Below are 17,931 nucleotides of genomic sequence, written 5' to 3'. Positions count from 1 at the left end.
CGGCTCAAGGGATTGCCCGGACCTCCGGCCCCGCCTCCGCCACGGCCTCCCTCGTCCTGTCTTCCGGCGTCCTGTCTTCCGGCGTCCTGTCTTCCGGCGTCCTGTCTTCCGGCGTCCTGTCTTCCAGGCGGCGCCGCGAAGTCCAGACCAGCGTCGCGTTGGAGCCCGGCAGCTTTACCAGGACGGCCGCCGGTTTCTTGCGGCCGGAGACCTGCTCCGCAGCCTCGATCGCGTCGGCGGTCGCGTCTTGCTGGCTGAGGTAGGGGCCGTGACTGTCGGTCCCGTTGTCCACGTACCATCTTCCGACCCTAACGGTTACGAAGAATTCGTTGATAATCATGGTCTTTCCCACAGTGCACGGATCCACAGAATGGAAACATCCCATCGGAGCTGCCGTGACCGGCGGCGCTCAGGATACGCCGCCCGAGTGGAAGAACCTCTGCTTTCCGGGACTCCGGCATCTGACCATTGGTCGAATCATAGGCCCAAGAGCCTGTGGTCATTGGAATTCCCTTCTTCACCCGGTCTTACGGCGGGACCGCATGGCCTTCGCCTTGCGGGGATCAACACATCTGCGCGGAGATGATCGCAGGGCAGGAGCGTCGCCGCCGAAGAAAACCGCGGGTGGAACGTCCTCGACTGCGCGGCGCGGTGGACACTGCGGGGAGCGCGCAGCGTCGTTTAACAATTGATCCAGATCAGTCCCATTGCACGAAGCTTCCGGTACGATCCTGCGACTAAAAGCAGAGCTTCATTTCTGACATGGCGCTCGGACAAATCGAGGGGGACCCCGGATGCAGCGAGAATTGACAACAAAAATCAGGAACAACCCCAAATTCGCAGAACTGACCCAGAAGCGTGCAGCCTATGGTTGGCTCCTGTCGATCGTGATGCTGGTGATCTACTACGGCTTCATCCTCGTGGTGGCCTTCGCTCCCAAGGCCCTGGGCACGCCCGTCTTCGGCGTCATCACCTTAGGCATTCCGCTCGGCGCGCTGATCATCGTCTCGGCCTTCGTGCTGACCGGTATCTACGTTCGTCGCGCCAATTCCGAGTTCGACGAACTGAACCGGCAGATCATCGAGGACCTGAAATAATGAAGCGCGTCATCGCAGCATTCGCGGCGGCATCGGCCGTCGCCGCGGCCGCTCTGGCCGTTCCGGGCTCGGCGTTCGCCGCCGACGCCATCTCCGGCGCCGTCCAGAAGTCGGCGACCAACTGGACCGCCATCGTCATGTTCCTGGCCTTCGTGGCGGGAACGCTGGGGATCACCTACTGGGCCGCGTCCAAGACCAAGTCGGCCAAGGACTTCTACGCCGCCGGCGGCGGCATCACCGGCTTCCAGAACGGCTTGGCGATCGCCGGCGACTACATGTCGGCGGCCTCGTTCCTCGGCATCTCGGCGCTGGTCTACACCTCGGGCTTCGACGGGCTGATCTACTCGATCGGCTTCCTGGTCGGCTGGCCGATCATCCTGTTCCTGATCGCGGAGCAGCTGCGCAACCTCGGCAAGTACACCTTCGCCGACGTCGCCTCCTACCGCCTGCAGCAGACCCCGATCCGCACCCTGGCGGCCTCCGGTTCGCTGGTCGTCGTGGCGCTCTACCTGATCGCCCAGATGGTCGGCGCCGGCAAGCTCATCCAGCTCCTGTTCGGCCTGCAGTACAACTACGCCGTCATCCTGGTCGGCGTGCTGATGGTCATGTACGTCACCTTCGGCGGCATGCTCGCCACCACCTGGGTGCAGATCATCAAGGCGGTCCTGCTGCTCTCCGGCGCGTCCTTCATGGCGCTGATGGTGCTGGTGACCTACAACTTCAATTTCGGCGCGCTGTTCCAGGCCGCGGTGGACATCCATCCCAAGGGCATCGCGATCATGGAGCCCGGCACCCTGGTCAAGGACCCGGTCTCGGCGATCTCGCTGGGCATCGCGCTGATGTTCGGCACCGCAGGATTGCCGCACATCCTGATGCGCTTCTTCACCGTCGCCGACGCCAAGGAGGCCCGCAAGTCGGTCTTCTACGCCACCGGCTTCATCGGCTACTTCTACATCCTGACCTTCATCATCGGCTTCGGCGCCATCGTCCTGCTGATGAACGACCCGAACTACTTCAAGCTGGGCGCGGACGGCGTCACCTACGACAAGCTGAAGGACATGATCGGCGGCACCAACATGGGCGCCATTCATCTGTCCAAGGCGGTCGGCGGCGACCTGTTCATGGGCTTCATCTCGGCCGTCGCCTTCGCGACCATCCTGGCGGTGGTGTCGGGCCTGACGCTGGCGGGCGCTTCCGCCGTGTCGCACGACCTCTACGCCTCGGTGTTCCGCCGCGGCCGGGTCAACGAGGTGCAGGAGATCCGGGTCTCGAAGATCGCGACCGTGGTCCTCGGCATCCTCGCCATGGTGCTCGGCATCGCCTTCGAGCAGCAGAACATCGCCTTCATGGTGGGCCTCGCCTTCGCCATCGCGGCCTCGGCCAATTTCCCGATCATCGTGATGTCCATGTTCTGGAGCAAGCTGACGACGCAGGGCGCCCTGGTCGGCGGCTTCCTGGGCCTGATCAGCGCTACCGTGATGGTGATCCTGGGGCCGACCGTGTGGGAAGGCGTGCTGGGCAACGCCAAGGGCAGCGCCCCGTTCGGCTACGACAACCCGGCGATCTTCTCGGTCACCCTGGCCTTCGTCGGGACTTGGTTCTTCTCGATCATCGACAAGAGCAAGAACGCCGCCGAAGAGGCCGCCGCTTACGAGGCGCAGTACATCCGCTCCCAGACCGGTCTTGGCGCCGAGGGTGCTTCGTCCCACTGAGCCCGGCAGTCTGTGCCCCGGCAGTCTGCGCCCCGGCAGTCTGCGCTATTGTGTCGCGGGGGAAACCTCCCCCGTGACGCAGGCTCTCGCCAAGACGCCCCAAGGCTGCCAACCTTGGGGCGTTTTTCTTGGCTTTCACTTTTCCCGACCTCCAACGTCGAAGGTGCGCCGACGTGTTCGAAGCCTTCAGTTTCACGATCACGCCGTTCGACCGCCTGACACCCGCCGAGCGGGACCATGTCATGGCGGTCTCCGATATCGTCGTCTGGCCCAAGGGCGCCACCGTCCTGCGCGGGGAGGAGGCGTCCGGCCACCTGCATATCGTGCTCAAGGGCCTCGTCCAGGAACTGAGCGGGACCGAGGTGCTGGCCGCCTACGGTCCGGGCGAGAGCTTCGACATCAAAGCCTTGCTGGGATCGGCCGGCACCAGCACCTTCTTCGCGCGCGAGGACACCGTCTGCCAGCTCCTGCCGCAAGAGACCTTCCTCGACCTGACCCGGACCAACCCCGGGTTCGGCGCCTGGTTTCACCAGGAGATGATCGACCGGCTGCGCGACCTGGCGGTGCGCCAGGCCAACCGCGAGATGACCTCGTTCATGATGGCCCGCATCCGGCAGGCCTATATCCACCCCGCCGCCTATGTGGGTGCCGACTGCAGCGCCCGCGACGCGGTCGCCGCCATGAAGGCGACCCGCTCGACCTCGCTGCTGGTCAGGGAGGAGCCGGGGGCCGACGGGACGCCCGCACGGGTCGGCATCCTCAGCGACCGCGACCTGCGCGACGCGGTGATCCTGGACGGGGCGCCCGTGACCTCGCCGGTCGGGCCGCTCGCCAGCTATTCGATGATCTCGCTCGATATCGACGATTTCCTGTTCAACGCCCTGGTGGTGATGACCAAGCACGGCATCCGCCGCGTCGTCGTGACCGAGGGGGAGGCCATAGCCGGCATCCTGGAGCAGGTCGACCTCCTGGGCTTCCTGGCCAACAATTCCCACATCGTTGCGATCCGGGTCGAGCGGGCCTCCGACTTGGCGGACCTGCGCGCCGCCTCCGCCGAGATCCCGACGCTGATCCAGGCCCTGCATGGCAACGGCGTCAAGGTCCAGTTCATCGCCGAGATGGTCACGGCGCTCAACCGCCGGATCTTCGCCAAGCTGTTCGAGCTGCTGGCCCCGCCCGGCCTGCTGGAGAATTCCTGCCTGATCGTGATGGGCAGCGAGGGGCGCGGCGAGCAGATCCTGAAGACCGACCAGGACAACGGCCTTATCCTGCGCGACGGCTACACCTGCCCGGACCTGGAATCGATCACGGCGGAGTTCTCCCGGTCGCTGATCGAGTTCGGCTATCCCCAGTGTCCCGGCGGCATCATGGTCAACACGCCGGAATGGACCCGACCGCTGGCCGGGTACCGGGCGGCGATCCATGGCTGGGTCTACCATCCGGACGAGGCGGCGCAGCTCAATCTGGCGATCTTCTACGACGCGGCACCCGTGGCCGGCGACGCCACGCTGCTCGACCAGGCGCGCGACTACCTGATCGAGACGCTGTCCGCCAACGACATGTTCTTTTCTCATTTCGCGCGGCCGACGCTCAGCTTCGACACACCGATCGGGTTGTTCTCGCACCTCAAGGGGGAACAGCTCGATATCAAGAAGGGCGGAATCTTCCCGCTGGTCCACGGCGTGCGCAGCCTGGCGCTGGAGAAGCGCCTGCAGGAGCGCAACACGATCGACCGCATCCGGGCGCTCCAGACGCTCGGCGTGTTCGACGCGACTCTGGCGACCGAACTGACCGAGGCCCTGCTGGCGATGCTGGAGCTGCGCCTCAAGCTCCGGCTGGCGGCCGGCGAGACCGGCACCCAGACCGACAACTTCATCCGGCCGGACCAGTTGAACCGCCTGGAGCGGGACCTGTTGAAGGATTCGCTGTCGATCGTCAAGCGGTTCAAGGAATTCATCACCTACCACTTCCACCTGAAGATGTTCTGATCATGCTGTCGGACCTGCGCAAGTCGCTCAACCGCCGTTACCTGACCGATCCCGCCTATGCCTTCCTGTTCGATGAGGACACCAGCGGCGAATCGGTCGCCCTGGCCGTGGGTGCCAGCTCTTTCGACGCGGAGCACGCCGATCTGCTGGAGGTCGTGGCGATCCCGATTCGCGGCAACCGCTTGCTGACCAGCCAGCGGCTCCACCTCAAGGTCGGCCCGTCCGCGCCGGATTCCGCCTCCCCGGATCAGGAGCAGGCGGCGCTCGAACTGCTGCGCTTCGTCGGGGCGCGGCCGCTGGTGGGATATTTCCTGACCTTCGCGGTGGCGCTGATCGACCGGCTGGTCAAGCCGCGGATCGGCGTCCAGACTCCCAACTCGGTGGTCGAGGTGTCGGGTCTCTATTACGACCATCACCGGCCGTCGGCCGGACGGCCCACCGCCGATCTCCGGTTCGACGCGATCCTGCGCGACCTCGATCTGCCCGAGCGCGGAACTCCCGGCCCGCTGGCCGATGCCGTATCGTCCGGCCTGATCTATCTGACATTGCGCCCGCCTGCCGCGTGATGCCGCAGCCCGGCACACGGCAGTGCGGGGGAAGTTGCCAAGCTTCGGCACTTGGGATTGAATGGAACAGAAGGCCATCAACCCGGAGGCAGAAGATCACACGGTCATTCAAGCTACTGCGTCTCGCGCTCCTGCTGTGTCTCCCGGTCGTGACCCCGCTGCCGCCGGAGCCGGCCGCGGCATTGGAGCTGGTCAACATCGTGCTGGCGCCGCTGCCTCCCTTCATCCTCGAAGGGATGCCGCCCGAGCGTCCGCAAGGCCTCGTCATCGACATCCTGTCCGAGGCGTTCCGGCGCGATGGCCGATCCACCCGGTACACCTACATGCCGGCTTCCCGCGCGGAGCATACCGTGCGCAACGGGCGGGCGTTCGCCACCGTCATCTGGGGCGGCTTCGGCCGGGATGCGCGGGACTTCGTGCTTTCGGACAGCCTGCTGGAGGCTTCGGTCAGCGCCTTCGTCGGGGCCGGCTATTCCGGCCCGCCGCTCGACAGCTTCCCGGCCATCGCGGCCCGCCAGCTTGACGAGCCGGCGGAAGGGCCGAAAGCGGGACGCGGTCTCGGGCAGGGGCGGCTGCGGGTCATCACCATCCATGGCGACCCGGTGCAGGACAGCCTGATTGCCGCCGGCGTCGAGATCGAGGACGTTCCCAGCGTCGCTTCCGCCCTGACCCTGGTGGTCCGGGCGCAGGGCAGGGTCGTTCTGGTGACCTTCACCGATCCGGCCATTCCCGATCAGGCGGACCGAGTTCCGACTCGCGATCGCCCGCAGCCGGGCGGGCGCCGACGGTCTCGTCGAGCGCTTCAACGAGGCGCTGGCCTCGATGCGCGAGGATGGCTCGATCGACACGATCCGCGCCCGCTACGTCAGTTTCCGGCCGCCGACCGACTAAGGTCGCGGCAACCTACCCCATCCGATTTTTCCGCCTTCGCAACGAATCTCGCGGTGGCGGGTTTTTGGCTCGACAAAGACACACCCCGCCGGGTGACTTGCCGTGGCCGCCCGCGTTAACGTCGCGGTTTCCCGAAATCACGGATCAAGCGAACGGATGATGATCGACCGTATCTTCGGCCGGTCGGTGCTCGGCCTTCTGATGGTCCTGCCCCTGCTGGCCCTGCTGCTGTGCGGCACGCCCGCCTCCGCCCAGGTTCCCTCCGCGGCGCTGCCGGGGTCCGCTCCCACGGCGCTCGCCGCCGAGCCGGAGGACCCCACCAGGCAGATCCAGGATCTGCTGGCCACCCTGGAGGATCCCGTCGCCCGCGAACGGCTGACCGCCCAGCTCCGCACCCTGCTGCAGACCCGGCAGGAGACCGGGCAGCAAGAGATCGAGCCGCCCAGTTCGCGGGTGCTCGAATTCATGTCGGAGCGGGTCGGGCGCCTCAGCCGGCAGATGATCGCCATCGGCGCGGTCTTCGCCGACCTGCCGGACACGGTGGAGTGGCTCCAGGGGCAGGCGACCGACGAGATGCGCCGCGACCGCTGGATCCAGGTCGGGCTCCAGCTCGTCCTGGCGGTCGGCGTCGGCTTCCTGGCCGGCGCCGCCATCTCCCGCCTGCTGCGCGGCGCCCGGCTGTCGATCGAGAACCGCCGGAGCGAGCGCGTCGTGGCCCGCCTGCCGCTGGTGGTCCTGCGAACCATCCTCGAAGTGGTGCCGATCGGCGTCTTCGCCGTCGCCGGGTACGGCACCCTCTCCGTCACCGATCCGCCGCTGGTGGTGCGGCTGGTCGCGCTGATCGTGATCAACGCCACCATCCTGATCCAGCTCGTCCTGGCGCTGACCCGCGGCGTGCTGGAGCCCACCGCGCCGAACCTGCGGATGCTCCCCATCGGGGACGAATCGGCCCACTACGGCTATATCTGGGCCCGGCGACTCGCCTATACCGCGGTGTACGGCTACTTCATCTCGGAAGCGGCCTACATGCTCGGCCTGCCCAGCGGCTCCTACGAGGCGCTGCTGAAGCTGGTCGGGCTGGTGATCACCGGCATGCTGGTGATCCTGATCCTCCAGAACCGGCGCGACATCGCCGAATGGCTGCGCGGCCGTCCGCTGGGCGGCGGCGGCAATGGCGCCGTAGAGGCCCAGGAGATCGCGGCCGGCAACCGCAGCGGGGCGTTCCGCGCCGCCCGGCGCCGGCTGGCCGATGTGTGGCACATCCTGGCGATCCTGTACCTGGTGGTGATCTACGGGATCTGGGCGCTCAGCGTCCAGGACGGGTTCGAGTTCATGCTGCGGGCAACCGGGTTGTCGATCCTGGTGCTGATCGCGGCGCGGATCGTGGTGAACCTGATCGACGCCCTGATCCGCCGGGGCTTCTCGATCTCGCCCGAGGTCAAGCTGCAGTTCCCCCACCTGGAGGAGCGCGCCAACCGTTATCTGCCGATCCTTCAACGGGTGATCAAGGCGGTGGTCTGGTTCTTCGCCTTGCTGGCCCTGCTCAACGCCTGGGGTGTCGACAGCTTCGCCTGGCTGGAGTCGCCGGTCGGCCAGCGCATCACCTCGGGCGCCATCTCGATCGGCGTCGTCCTGATCCTGGCCGCGGTCGCGTGGGAGGTCACCAGCAACCTGATCGAGCATTACCTGACCGGAACCGACCGCTACGGTACTCGGGTCGAACGCAGCGCCCGGGTCCGCACCCTGCTGCCGCTGCTCCGCAACGCCGTCATGGTGGTACTGATCACGGTGGTGGCCCTGGTCACCCTGTCGGAGATCGGCGTCAACATAGCGCCGTTGCTGGCCGGTGCCGGCGTCATCGGCCTGGCGATCGGCTTCGGCTCCCAGACGCTGGTCAAGGACGTCATCACCGGCCTGTTCATCCTGTTCGAGGACACGATCTCGGTCGGCGACGTCGTCGACGTGGGCGGCGGCCACAGCGGCCTGGTCGAGGCGATCACGATCCGCACGATCAAGCTGCGCGACCAGGCCGGCGGCGTCCATTCGATCCCGTTCAGCCAGGTCAACTCGGTGCTGAACCTGACCAAGGACTTCTCCTATTACGTCATGGACATCGGCATCGGATACGGCGAGGACGCCGACCGGGTGATCGGCGTGATCAAGGACCTGGGCGCCGAGTTGCAGGCGACGCCGCAATTCGGCCGGCTGATCCTGGAGCCGATCGAGATCCTGGGCGTGGATGCCTTCCGCGACAATGCCGTCATCATCAAGGCCCGGATCAAGACCCGCCCGATCCAGCAATGGACCGTCGGGCGCGAGTTCAACCGCCGCATGAAGCGCCGGTTCGACGAACTGGCCATCGAGATCCCGTTCCCGCAACGCACGATCCACATCCGCAACGACGGCCAGGTGTCGGCGGCGGCCGAGCCGCCCGCACCGGCCGGCTCTCCGCCCCAGGCGCTCCGGGCTTGATAAGGAACCTAAGGATTGCGCGGGTCGGGCTTGCGCTTCCTGTTTCGGAAAGGAGATCTGGATAAACTCCATGCATGCGGGTAATTCTTGTGACCATTGGTCGATGCCGTCGGCGCCGGTGCCCGCGGCCTTTCACCGGGGTTGCGGGATATGCGCGTCAGACAGCTTGCCTGGACGCCGGGGCAGGGGTGGGAGGACTTCGGGCCTTCCGACGATCTGTCCCGGGCGGACTTCGTTCTCTACTTCTTCGGACCCGGCGTGCCCGACCTGACGGACCGCCTCGCCGAACTCGCGGAGCGGTTTCCCGGAGCACCCCTTGTCGGATGCTCGACCGGCGGCGAGATCATCGGGGAAGAGGTGTTCGACGGCTCCATCGTCGCCGCCGCGGTCTCGTTCGACGCGACCCCGGTCCGCATCGCGAAGGTGGAGATCGGGGACGACGGGTCGCGCACCGTGGGCCGGCGCCTCGCCGCCGAACTGCCGGGAGACGGGCTGCGCGGCCTGTTCGTCCTGTCCGACGGCACGGGGATCAACGGCAGCGACCTGATCCGCGGCCTGCAGGAGGTCCTGGGCGCCGGCGTCACGATCACCGGCGGCCTTGCCGGCGACGGCGCCGATTTCAGGATCACCCATGTCGGCGCTGGGGATGAACCGAGGTCCGGGCGGGTCGCCGCGATCGGCCTTTACGGCGACGCCGTCACCGTCGGCCACGGCAGCTATGGCGGCTGGCAGCCCTTCGGACCGGAGCGCCGGATCACCGGCTCCGCCGGCAACGTGCTCCACACCCTGGACAACCAGCCGGCGCTCGACCTCTACAAGCGCTATCTCGGCGATCTGGTGCCGGAACTTCCCGGCTCGGCGCTGCTGTTCCCGCTACGCATCGTCCGGCCCGACGGCGGCGAAGTGGTCCGCACGGTGGTCGGGACAGACGACGCGACGAACACCATGGTCTTCGCGGGCGACGTGCCCGAGGGCAGCATCGCCCAACTGATGCGCGCCAGCTTCGAGAAGCTGATCGACGGTGCCGGCGAGGCGGCCGGCATGGCCGCGGCGCCGGGGGAGACCCATCTGGCGATCCTGGTGTCCTGCATCGGCCGCAAGCTGGTGCTGGGCCAGCGGGTCGCCGAGGAGGTCGAGAGTGCCGCGGACATCCTGGGCGGAGGCGCCCGGACCATCGGCTTCTACTCCTACGGTGAGATCTCGCCCCACGCGCGAACCGGCGCCTGCGAGCTGCACAACCAGACCATGACGATCACCACCATCGGCGAAAGATGAGCCTGCACCGGCTGCTGGAGCGCCAGCTCAAGCGGGCGGCACGCGGTCGGCCCGACGGCCAGCCCGACATGGCGGCCCTGCTGGAGATGGTGGACGCCGCCTATAACGAGGCGGACCAGGAGCGTGCCCGGATCGAGCGCAGCACCCGCCTTATGGAGGAGGAGCTGGAGGCCGTCAACCGCCGCATCCGCGCGGAGGGGGAGGCGGTCGCCCGCACCATCCTGGACAATGTCGGGGAAGGGATCGTCACCGCCGACGACCGGGGCGTGATCGAGAGCGTCAACCGGGCGATCGAAACCATGTTCGGCTATGCCGAGCACGAGCTGCGCGGCCGGAACCTGACCCTGCTGATGGCTCCGGCCGACGCCGCACCCCACGACGGCCAGATCGCGGCCTACCGCGAGACCGGCAAGGCCCGGATCATCGGCCGCCAGCGCGAGGCGACGGCCCGGCGGCGGTCCGGCGAGGTGTTTCCGATCGAATTGGCGGTGGCCGAGATCACGCTTGCCGAAGGCCGCAAGTTCATCGGCGTGATCCGGGACATCACGCTCCGCAAGGAGGCCGAGCGCGACATCCGGGAAAGCGAGCGCAGCTTCCGCCATTTCGCCGCCTCGGCCTCGGACTGGTTCTGGGAGATGGGCGCCGACCTGCGCTTCACCCGGTTCCTCGGCAATTTCGAGGCCGTCCTGGGGCCGGACGCCGGACTGTCGGTCGGCCGCACCCTGGGGGAGCTGATGGCGGCGGATGCCGGCCGGTTCGCCGACCTGGAGGCGCACCGGGCGTTCCGCGGGCTGACCGGCACGTTCCGCGACGCCGGCGGCACGGTCCGGACGATCAGCATCAGCGGCACACCGCTGTTCGACGACGGCGGGAACTTCGCCGGATACCGCGGCACCGCGACCGACATCACCGCTTCGGTCGAGGCCGAGCAGCGGGTGACCGAGGCCGAGGCCAAGCTGGCCGCCGCCATCGCCAGCATCTCGGAGGGGCTGGTGCTGTTCGACGCCGACGACCGGCTGGTGCTGTGCAACCAGGAATACCGCCGGATGTTCGCGCCGGTCGCCGACCGCCTGCGGCCCGGGCTGCCGTTCGCCGAGGCGCTGGAAGCCGCGGCATCCAGCGGCCACTACGCCGACCTTCCGCCCGATCGGACGGCGGAATGGCTGGAGAGCCGGGCACGCGCCCATCGCCGGGCCGACGGCATGCCGTTCCTGCACCATTTCGCCAACGGCGTCTCGATCGAGAGCACCGAGCGGCGCACGCCCGACGGCGGTACCGTCGGCATCTATGTGGACGTGACCGGGCGCCGCCGCATCGCGCGCGAACTGGTCGAGGCCAAGGACAGGGCGGAAGCCGCCGACCACGCCAAGTCGGAGTTCCTGGCCGCCATGAGCCACGAGATCCGGACCCCGATGAACGGGGTCATCGGCATGACCGGCCTGCTGCTGGACACCACGCTGACCGGCGACCAGCGCTACTACGCGGAGACGATCCGCGAGAGCGGCGAGGCGCTGCTCGCCATCATCAACGACATCCTGGACTTCTCCAAGATCGAGGCCGGCCACCTGGAACTGGAGGAGACCGAGTTCTCCATCCTCGACGAGGCGGAGGCGGTAGTCGAGCTGCTCGCCCCGCGCGCCCTGTCCAAAAGCATCGAGATCGTCAGCTTCGTCCCGCCCCGGCTCCACAGGCTGGTGCGCGGCGATCCCGGCCGGCTGCGCCAGATCCTGCTGAACCTGGTCGGCAACGCGGTCAAGTTCACCGAGAAGGGCGTCGTCTCGCTCCAGGTCATCGACCTCGCGGATCCCGGTCCCGACTCCGGCGGCGCCGGGCCCGATTCCGGCGGCGCCGGGGTGCGCTTCGTGGTGGAGGACACCGGCATCGGCATCCCGCCGGAAGCGATGGGGCGCCTGTTCCGCCATTTCTCGCAGGTCGATTCGACGACATCCCGGCGCTACGGCGGAACCGGATTGGGGCTGGTGATCTCCAAGCGGCTGGTCGACCTGATGGGCGGCACGATCGGGGTGGAGAGCACGGTCGGCCGGGGCTCCACCTTCTGGTTCGAGCTGCCGCTGCCGCGTACCGGGCGGACCCCCGCCGCCCGGCAGGCCGACTGGTCGGTGCTGGCCGGGCGGCAGGTGCTGATCGTGGACGACACCGCGGTCAACCGGGACATCATGGCGCGCCAGCTCGCTCCCTGGGGCGTGGAGACCCGCACCGCCGTCTCGGCCGCCGACGGGCTGGCGATCCTGCGCCAGGCCAGCCGCGCCGGGCAGCCGCTCGACGCCGTCCTGCTCGACCACAACATGCCGGAAATGTCCGGCATCGACCTGCTGGCAATCCTGCGCGCCGATCCCCGGCTGCGCGGCCTCAAAGTCGCCCTGTGTTCGTCGTCGGGCGTCGGCAGCCTGAAGGACGAACTGGTCGGGGTCGCGGTCGACGCCCTCCTGCACAAGCCCCTGCGGCATACCACCCTGCTGACCCGGCTGGCCGAGCTGCTGGGCGGCGCCGCGCCGGACGGACCGGACACGGCGGCGGTCCCGGCCGAGGCGGCGGCGCCGGCCCGGCGGCTGCGCATCCTGGTGGCGGAGGACAACCAGGTGAACCAGCAGGTCGCCACCGGGCTGATCACCCGGCTGGGGCACCGCGTCGACATCGCGGCCAACGGCCGCGAGGCGGTCGAGGCGATCTGCAACCTGCCCTATGATCTGGTCCTGATGGACGTCCAGATGCCGGAGATGGACGGGTACGAGGCGACGGCGGCGATCCGCAGGCTGAAGGGCGGCCGGGCCGAGGTGCCGATCATCGCCATGACCGCCAACGCGATGGAGGGCGACCCGCAGAAATGCCTGGCGGCCGGCATGGACGACTATCTGCCCAAGCCGGTGGACCGCCGCAAGCTCGCCAACGCCATCGGCTACTGGGGGCACCGGCGCGGCGGCGGGGAAGCGCAGACCCCGGCGCCGGCCCAGCTTCCGGTGCCGCCGGCGGCTCCCGCCGAGATCGCCCCGGACCCCGGGATCGCGATCCTGGTGGTGGAGGACGACCCGATCAGCCGACGCATCCTGGCCGGCCTGCTGAAGGAGGAGGGGCGGCGCATCGACGTGGCGGTCAACGGTCGGGAGGCCGTGGAGGCGGCGTTGCGCCGGCCCTACCACGCCATCCTGATGGACATCCAGATGCCGGAGATGGACGGCTTCGCCGCCACCCGCGCGATCCGCGCCCTGCCGCCGCCGGCGGGCTCCGCCGCGGTGATCGCCATGACGGCGGATGCGGACCTGCTCCAGGGCGAGGAGTGGCGCGCCTGCGGCATGGTCGATTTCGTGACCAAGCCGATCAACCGCAAGCTGGTCAACGAGAAGCTGGAGCACTGGGCGGTGCGCGCCGCTCCCGCCGCCGAACCCGATCCAGCGGACCATCTGCCAGCGGACCATTTGGTGGATGCGGAACGCCTGGCCGACCTGGCCGACGCCATGGGATGGGACACGGTTTCCGACCTGATCGACCTGTTCCTGGAAGCGGGGCGGGAGACCGCATCCGCCATCCGGGCGGCGCTGGCCAGGGGCGATCTCGCCGCCGCCGGCAAGGAGGCCCACACCCTGAAGGGTTCGTCGAGCAATGTCGGCGCGGTCACGGTCCAGGCAGTCGCGCACCACCTGCTCGACGTCTGCCACGCGGGCGATGGGGCGGCAGCTTCCGCCCTGGCGGAACGCATCGACGCGGCGCTCGCCGCCGCGGAGGAACCGCTCCGCCGAGCCGTTCGCGTCCACGACAATCCGTATCCCTGACGATTTCTCCCAAGGATCAGTTGACACCAAAGCCCGCCCGGTCTTCAAGGAACGGAGTCGAAGACGGGAGGAAACCAAATGAAGTCAACGAACAAGACGCTGTCCAGGGTGCTTGCCGGGGCGCTCGCGACCGGCGCCATGGCGCTGTCGGCAGGGCAGGCGGGAGCCCAGGTCTCGGCGGATACGGTCAGGATCGGCGTGCTGAACGACCAGTCCGGCCTCTACGCCGATTTCGGCGGGCGCGGCTCGGTGATCGCGGCCCAGATGGCGGTCGAGGATTTCGGCGGCAAGGTGCTGGGCAAGCCTATCGAGATCCTGTCGGCCGACCACCAGAACAAGCCCGACATCGGTTCCAACATCGCGCGCCAGTGGTTCGACCGCGAGAATGTCGACGCCATCGCCGACCTGACAACCTCGTCGGTGGCGCTGGCGGTCCAGGAGATCGGCAAGCAGACCGGCCGCGTCACCCTGACCTCGGGGGCCGCGACCTCGCGCCTGACCGGCGACGCCTGCTCGCCGACCGGCTTCCACTGGGCCTACGACACCGTGGCGCTGGCCAACGGCACCGGCAAGGCGGTGGTGCAGGAGGGCGGCAAGAGCTGGTACTTCCTGACCGCGGACTACGCCTTCGGCTATGCGCTGGAGAAGGATGTCGGCGAGGTCGTCAAGGCGGCCGGCGGCGAGGTGCTGGGCGCCGTCCGTCATCCCCTCAACACGGCGGACTTCTCCTCCTTCCTGCTCCAGGCGCAGGGGTCGGGCGCCCAGGTGGTCGGGCTCGCCAACGCCGGGACGGACACCACGACCGCGATCAAGCAGGCGGCGGAGTTCGGCATCGTCCAGGGCGGCCAGCAGCTCGCCGGCCTGCTGCTGGTGCTCAGCGACGTCCACTCCCTCGGGCTGGAGACGGCGCAGGGGCTGGTGCTGACGACGGGTTTCTACTGGGACATGGACGACGAGGCGCGGGCCTGGTCGCAGCGCTATTTCGAGCGCATGGACCGCATGCCCAACATGGTCCAGGCGGGCGTCTATTCCTCGGTCATGCACTATCTCAAGGCGATCGACGCGGCCGGCACCGACGAGGGCAAGGTGGTCGCGGCCAAGATGAAGGAACTGCCGATCAAGGACATGTTCGCCCGCAACGGGGATGTGCGCGAAGACGGCCGGATGGTCCACGACATGTACCTGGCGCGGGTCAAGGCCCCGTCGGACAGCAAGAAGCCGTGGGACTATTACGAGATCGTTCGGACCATCTCCGGCACCGAGGCCTATCTGCCGCTGGCCCAGAGCCAGTGCCCGCTGGTCAAGAAATAGAAAGTCCGCGAGGCCGGCCTATCGGGGACGTCCGCCTGCCAGAAGCCACAGCAGGACGAGCGCCGCGCCGGCGAGGAACAGCACGGCGTAGAGCCTGACGGGGGCGCGGACCCGCTCCGCGCCCCCGGACTTCGCCGGCTTCCCCCGCCGGCCCGGCTTCCGGCCCGGGGCGGCCGGCGGGACCGCGTCGCGGCGGGGGTCGTGCAGGCTGACCAGCGTCCAGTCATAGACCTCGCCCCGCGCCTCGGGATCGGCGCGCAGCCGGATCAGCCGCAGGAACGACCGGGGCGCCGCCCGCACCGCGGCGGCGAAACCGGCCGATCCTTCGCCCTGGCTGCCGTGGACCGTCACCGTCTCCCACTTCTTGCCGGCAGCCCGCTGCACGACGAAGCGATCGCTGTCGGCCTGTCTATCCGTCATGGCCCGGCCTGCGGCAGTTTAACGCATATTCGAGCCGATTGTGGAAAGCACTACCCATTCGGGTGCCTAATTATGGCGTAGGACGGCTTCGGCCAGCAGGGCCGGATAATGAACCAAGAACATGGAGCCGCCCGACATCCGGGGAATAGAAACATGGGACCGCCCGCGGTTGACCGTTCCCGGCATGTCCGCCACTGACCGGATATCCATCTATCGGATATCCATGGGCAGCATGCCCCGCCGACCAATCGCCTCTCCCGCCGATCCATGGGAGGCACCAGTGCTGACGCTCAACGACTGTATCGCATTCACCGACCTGTTGCCCGAAGAGATAGAGGAAATCTCCCGTCACGAGCGGCTCGGATTCGTGGTCGCCCTCGCCAAGGGCCACACGCTTCTCGACCGCCCCTGGGGACCGCCGGCGATCCGGCAGATGATGCGCGACAACCTGACCCGCGCGATGCGCCACGGCGATGCCGCCCGCTGCGAACCGATGGTGGAGACCTACCGCCGCTTCCAGATCCGCCACCCCGGCGGGGTCGATCGGCGCCGCTCCGCCTGAGTCCCGCGCCCTCATTCCCGCAGCGGGGGGAACAGCTTGGCGACCGCCGTCTCCAGCTCGGCCACCGTCGTCTCCGCGAGGCGGCGGTCCGGCTGGCCGGCCAGGTCCAGCAGGCGCTCGATCGTGTGGGCATGCAGGTGCAGGATGTCGAGCGAGCGGATGTCGGCCGGGTCCACCCGGTCGCGGATCGCCGACAGGGAGGACCAGACCCGCTGCACCAGCGGGTGGCTCAGGCCGACGCTCTGGCGGATCTGGTCCACGGTGTCGATCAGCGCGGCGGCTAGCCGCTCCGGGTTGCCGCTCTTCAGCAAACCGTCGCGGACGATCTCCAGCCGGCTTCGGTCGGCCGCCACCAGGTCGATCCGCTTGGCGCGCACGCGGGTGAGGATGGTCCGGGACAGCGGCGACGGCCGCACCAGTCCCGGCGGCATGCCGGCCGCGGCGGCCAGCGGCGCCGGATCGATCAGGAAAGCGTCTCCCGTCGCGTCCAGGTCGGGGTTCGGCGGCCGGCTCCTTCCCTCCGGCGGCTGGCCGGCCGCGAGCGGCTTCGCCGCCGATGCCGCCCAGGCCTGGGCGCGGCGGCGGTCGGGCCCGAAGAACCGGCGGGTCAGCACGTAGCAGCGCGACCGGTGGACCGCCGCTTCCAAGCGGGCGGCCAGCGCCTTGCGCGACACCGGCTTCGCCAGGAAGGCCGTCACCCCGGCGTCGCGCGCCCGCTCGACCAGCTGATGGTTGCTGTGGCTGGTCAGCATGATCACCGGCATCAGGGGATTGGGGCTGTCGGGATGGTTGCGCACCAGCCGCGTCAGGGCGATGCCCGAGACCTCCGGCATTTCCCAATCGGAAATCAGGATGTCCGGCGCGGAGCGCTTGATCTGCACGAACGCCTCCGCCCCGTTGGCGCACTCCTGGAAGTCCCGGACGCCGAGCGACCTCAGCAAGCCGCGCAGGACCAGGCGGGTGCCCCGGTCATCCTCCGCCACGACCACGCGCACGTCCGACGGTATGTCGGTGGGAATGCCGTCTTCGCGGGCCATGGCCCCCCGCGGACTATAGACATCGTGCCGGCACCTTCGTCGTCGATTCCGTCGTCGGTCGATCGCCGGTCCGTGGCCGGCACGGACTCCCGGAACTCCGATCGCCGTACCCCTTACGATAGAACTTATCAGTTGCGGTGCAATAATAAAATCATTCTAAAAATATATTATATCTCAGTCTTCCGTCTGAATGGCATCGGGGTCTTCCGCGTCCACCACCCTTCGGGCGATCTGGTAGCCGAAGCCGGCGCGGCCCAGGGCCGCCATGTCCTTGTCCCGGTGCTCCTCGCGGGCGATCCGGCGGAACGGGCCGAGCCGCCGCCGCCGGGCCAGCGCCACCGCCGCCGCCAGCTCGGTATCGCCGGGGGTTTCCTCATCGACGCTTTCGAGGGCGGCCGCGATCTCGTCGCCTCCGACGCCTTTCAGCGACAGCTTCCCGCGGATCGCCCGCGTCGAGGTGCCGCGCCGGTGCAGGCTCGCCGCCTTGGCTTCGGCATAGGCCTTGTCGTCCAGCAGGCCGCTGCGCTGGTAGCGCTCGATCAGTGCCTCGACCAGGGCGGCGCCCTCGGCCCGGTCGGTCCCATGGGCACGCGCCGACCGCTCCACCTTGCCCATCAGGACCCGGCGCAGGTTGGCCGACGAACTGGAGAAACGCTGGAGATAGTAGAGCGCCGCGTTCTCCAGGTACTGGGCGGTGACCGGCTTCGGCTGCTGCCGCCGCCCCGGCTGGGTAGGGACTGGGGTGGAAGACATGATCGATGCTCCTGTCGCTGTGGGCCACCCGAACGTCGGATCCGGATCGGTCAACAGGC

The 17,931-nt window shown here is 68.4% G+C and carries 14 protein-coding genes; 10 read left to right on the top strand and 4 right to left on the bottom strand.

Going from position 1 to position 17,931, the window contains the following annotated elements; translation table 11 throughout:
• Positions 1-4: 4 nt before the first annotated feature.
• Positions 5-292, bottom strand: a complete 288-nt coding sequence (locus DPR14_RS21665; RefSeq protein WP_192499085.1) for a hypothetical protein — start codon at positions 290-292, stop codon at positions 5-7.
• A gap of 502 nt (positions 293-794) precedes the next feature.
• Between DPR14_RS21665 and DPR14_RS21660 the strand changes: the two genes are divergently transcribed.
• The 9 genes from DPR14_RS21660 (at position 795) to DPR14_RS21620 (ending at position 15,100) form a co-directional block, all read left to right on the top strand.
• On the top strand, positions 795-1,097 hold the full coding sequence (locus DPR14_RS21660) for a DUF485 domain-containing protein (protein WP_158046996.1): 303 nt from the start codon (positions 795-797) through the stop codon (positions 1,095-1,097).
• Positions 1,097-2,809, top strand: a complete 1,713-nt coding sequence (locus DPR14_RS21655; protein WP_158046995.1) for a cation acetate symporter — start codon at positions 1,097-1,099, stop codon at positions 2,807-2,809. The genes DPR14_RS21660 and DPR14_RS21655 overlap by 1 nt, the downstream gene beginning before the upstream one ends.
• A gap of 173 nt (positions 2,810-2,982) precedes the next feature.
• Positions 2,983-4,797: a putative nucleotidyltransferase substrate binding domain-containing protein gene (locus tag DPR14_RS21650; protein WP_246148447.1), complete on the top strand. Its 1,815-nt coding sequence runs from the start codon at positions 2,983-2,985 to the stop codon at positions 4,795-4,797.
• A 2-nt stretch (positions 4,798-4,799) separates the two neighbouring features.
• Positions 4,800-5,363 (top strand): 3'-5' exonuclease family protein, encoded by a 564-nt coding sequence (locus DPR14_RS21645; protein ID WP_158046994.1) that lies wholly within the window; start codon positions 4,800-4,802, stop codon positions 5,361-5,363.
• Positions 5,364-5,512: 149 nt separating this feature from the next.
• Positions 5,513-6,373: a type 2 periplasmic-binding domain-containing protein gene (locus tag DPR14_RS21640; RefSeq protein WP_158046993.1), complete on the top strand. Its 861-nt coding sequence runs from the start codon at positions 5,513-5,515 to the stop codon at positions 6,371-6,373.
• A gap of 37 nt (positions 6,374-6,410) precedes the next feature.
• The gene (locus DPR14_RS21635; protein ID WP_246148444.1) at positions 6,411-8,726 is read left to right on the top strand and encodes a mechanosensitive ion channel domain-containing protein; all 2,316 of its coding nucleotides are present in this window, start codon (positions 6,411-6,413) and stop codon (positions 8,724-8,726) included.
• A 150-nt stretch (positions 8,727-8,876) separates the two neighbouring features.
• Positions 8,877-10,001, top strand: a complete 1,125-nt coding sequence (locus DPR14_RS21630; protein WP_158046992.1) for an FIST signal transduction protein — start codon at positions 8,877-8,879, stop codon at positions 9,999-10,001.
• Entirely contained in the window at positions 9,998-13,789 is a 3,792-nt protein-coding gene (locus DPR14_RS21625; protein WP_158046991.1) for a response regulator, read from the top strand. Before DPR14_RS21630 ends, DPR14_RS21625 begins: the two co-directional genes overlap by 4 nt.
• A 78-nt stretch (positions 13,790-13,867) precedes the next feature.
• On the top strand, positions 13,868-15,100 hold the full coding sequence (locus tag DPR14_RS21620; RefSeq protein ID WP_158046990.1) for an ABC transporter substrate-binding protein: 1,233 nt from the start codon (positions 13,868-13,870) through the stop codon (positions 15,098-15,100).
• A gap of 18 nt (positions 15,101-15,118) precedes the next feature.
• Here the strand turns inward: DPR14_RS21620 and DPR14_RS21615 are convergent, their stop codons facing one another.
• A complete protein-coding gene (locus DPR14_RS21615) occupies positions 15,119-15,520 on the bottom strand; it encodes a hypothetical protein (RefSeq protein WP_158046989.1) in 402 nt (133 codons plus the stop codon).
• Positions 15,521-15,800: 280 nt separating this feature from the next.
• Between DPR14_RS21615 and DPR14_RS21610 the strand changes: the two genes are divergently transcribed.
• On the top strand, positions 15,801-16,082 hold the full coding sequence (locus DPR14_RS21610; RefSeq protein WP_158046988.1) for a hypothetical protein: 282 nt from the start codon (positions 15,801-15,803) through the stop codon (positions 16,080-16,082).
• 11 nt (positions 16,083-16,093) lie between these two features.
• Here DPR14_RS21610 and DPR14_RS21605 read toward each other — a convergent pair whose 3' ends face one another.
• A complete protein-coding gene (locus DPR14_RS21605) occupies positions 16,094-17,119 on the bottom strand; it encodes a response regulator (RefSeq protein WP_158046987.1) in 1,026 nt (341 codons plus the stop codon).
• A gap of 174 nt (positions 17,120-17,293) precedes the next feature.
• Positions 17,294-17,872, bottom strand: a complete 579-nt coding sequence (locus DPR14_RS21600; RefSeq protein ID WP_158046986.1) for a regulatory protein RecX — start codon at positions 17,870-17,872, stop codon at positions 17,294-17,296.
• Between the last annotated feature and the right edge of the window lie 59 nt (positions 17,873-17,931).

The sequence above is a fragment of the Skermanella pratensis genome, assembly GCF_008843145.1.
In the GTDB taxonomy this organism is placed as follows: domain Bacteria; phylum Pseudomonadota; class Alphaproteobacteria; order Azospirillales; family Azospirillaceae; genus Skermanella; species Skermanella pratensis.
Note: the sequence above shows the minus strand (reverse complement) of the source record. Positions and strands in the feature narration are given on the sequence as shown.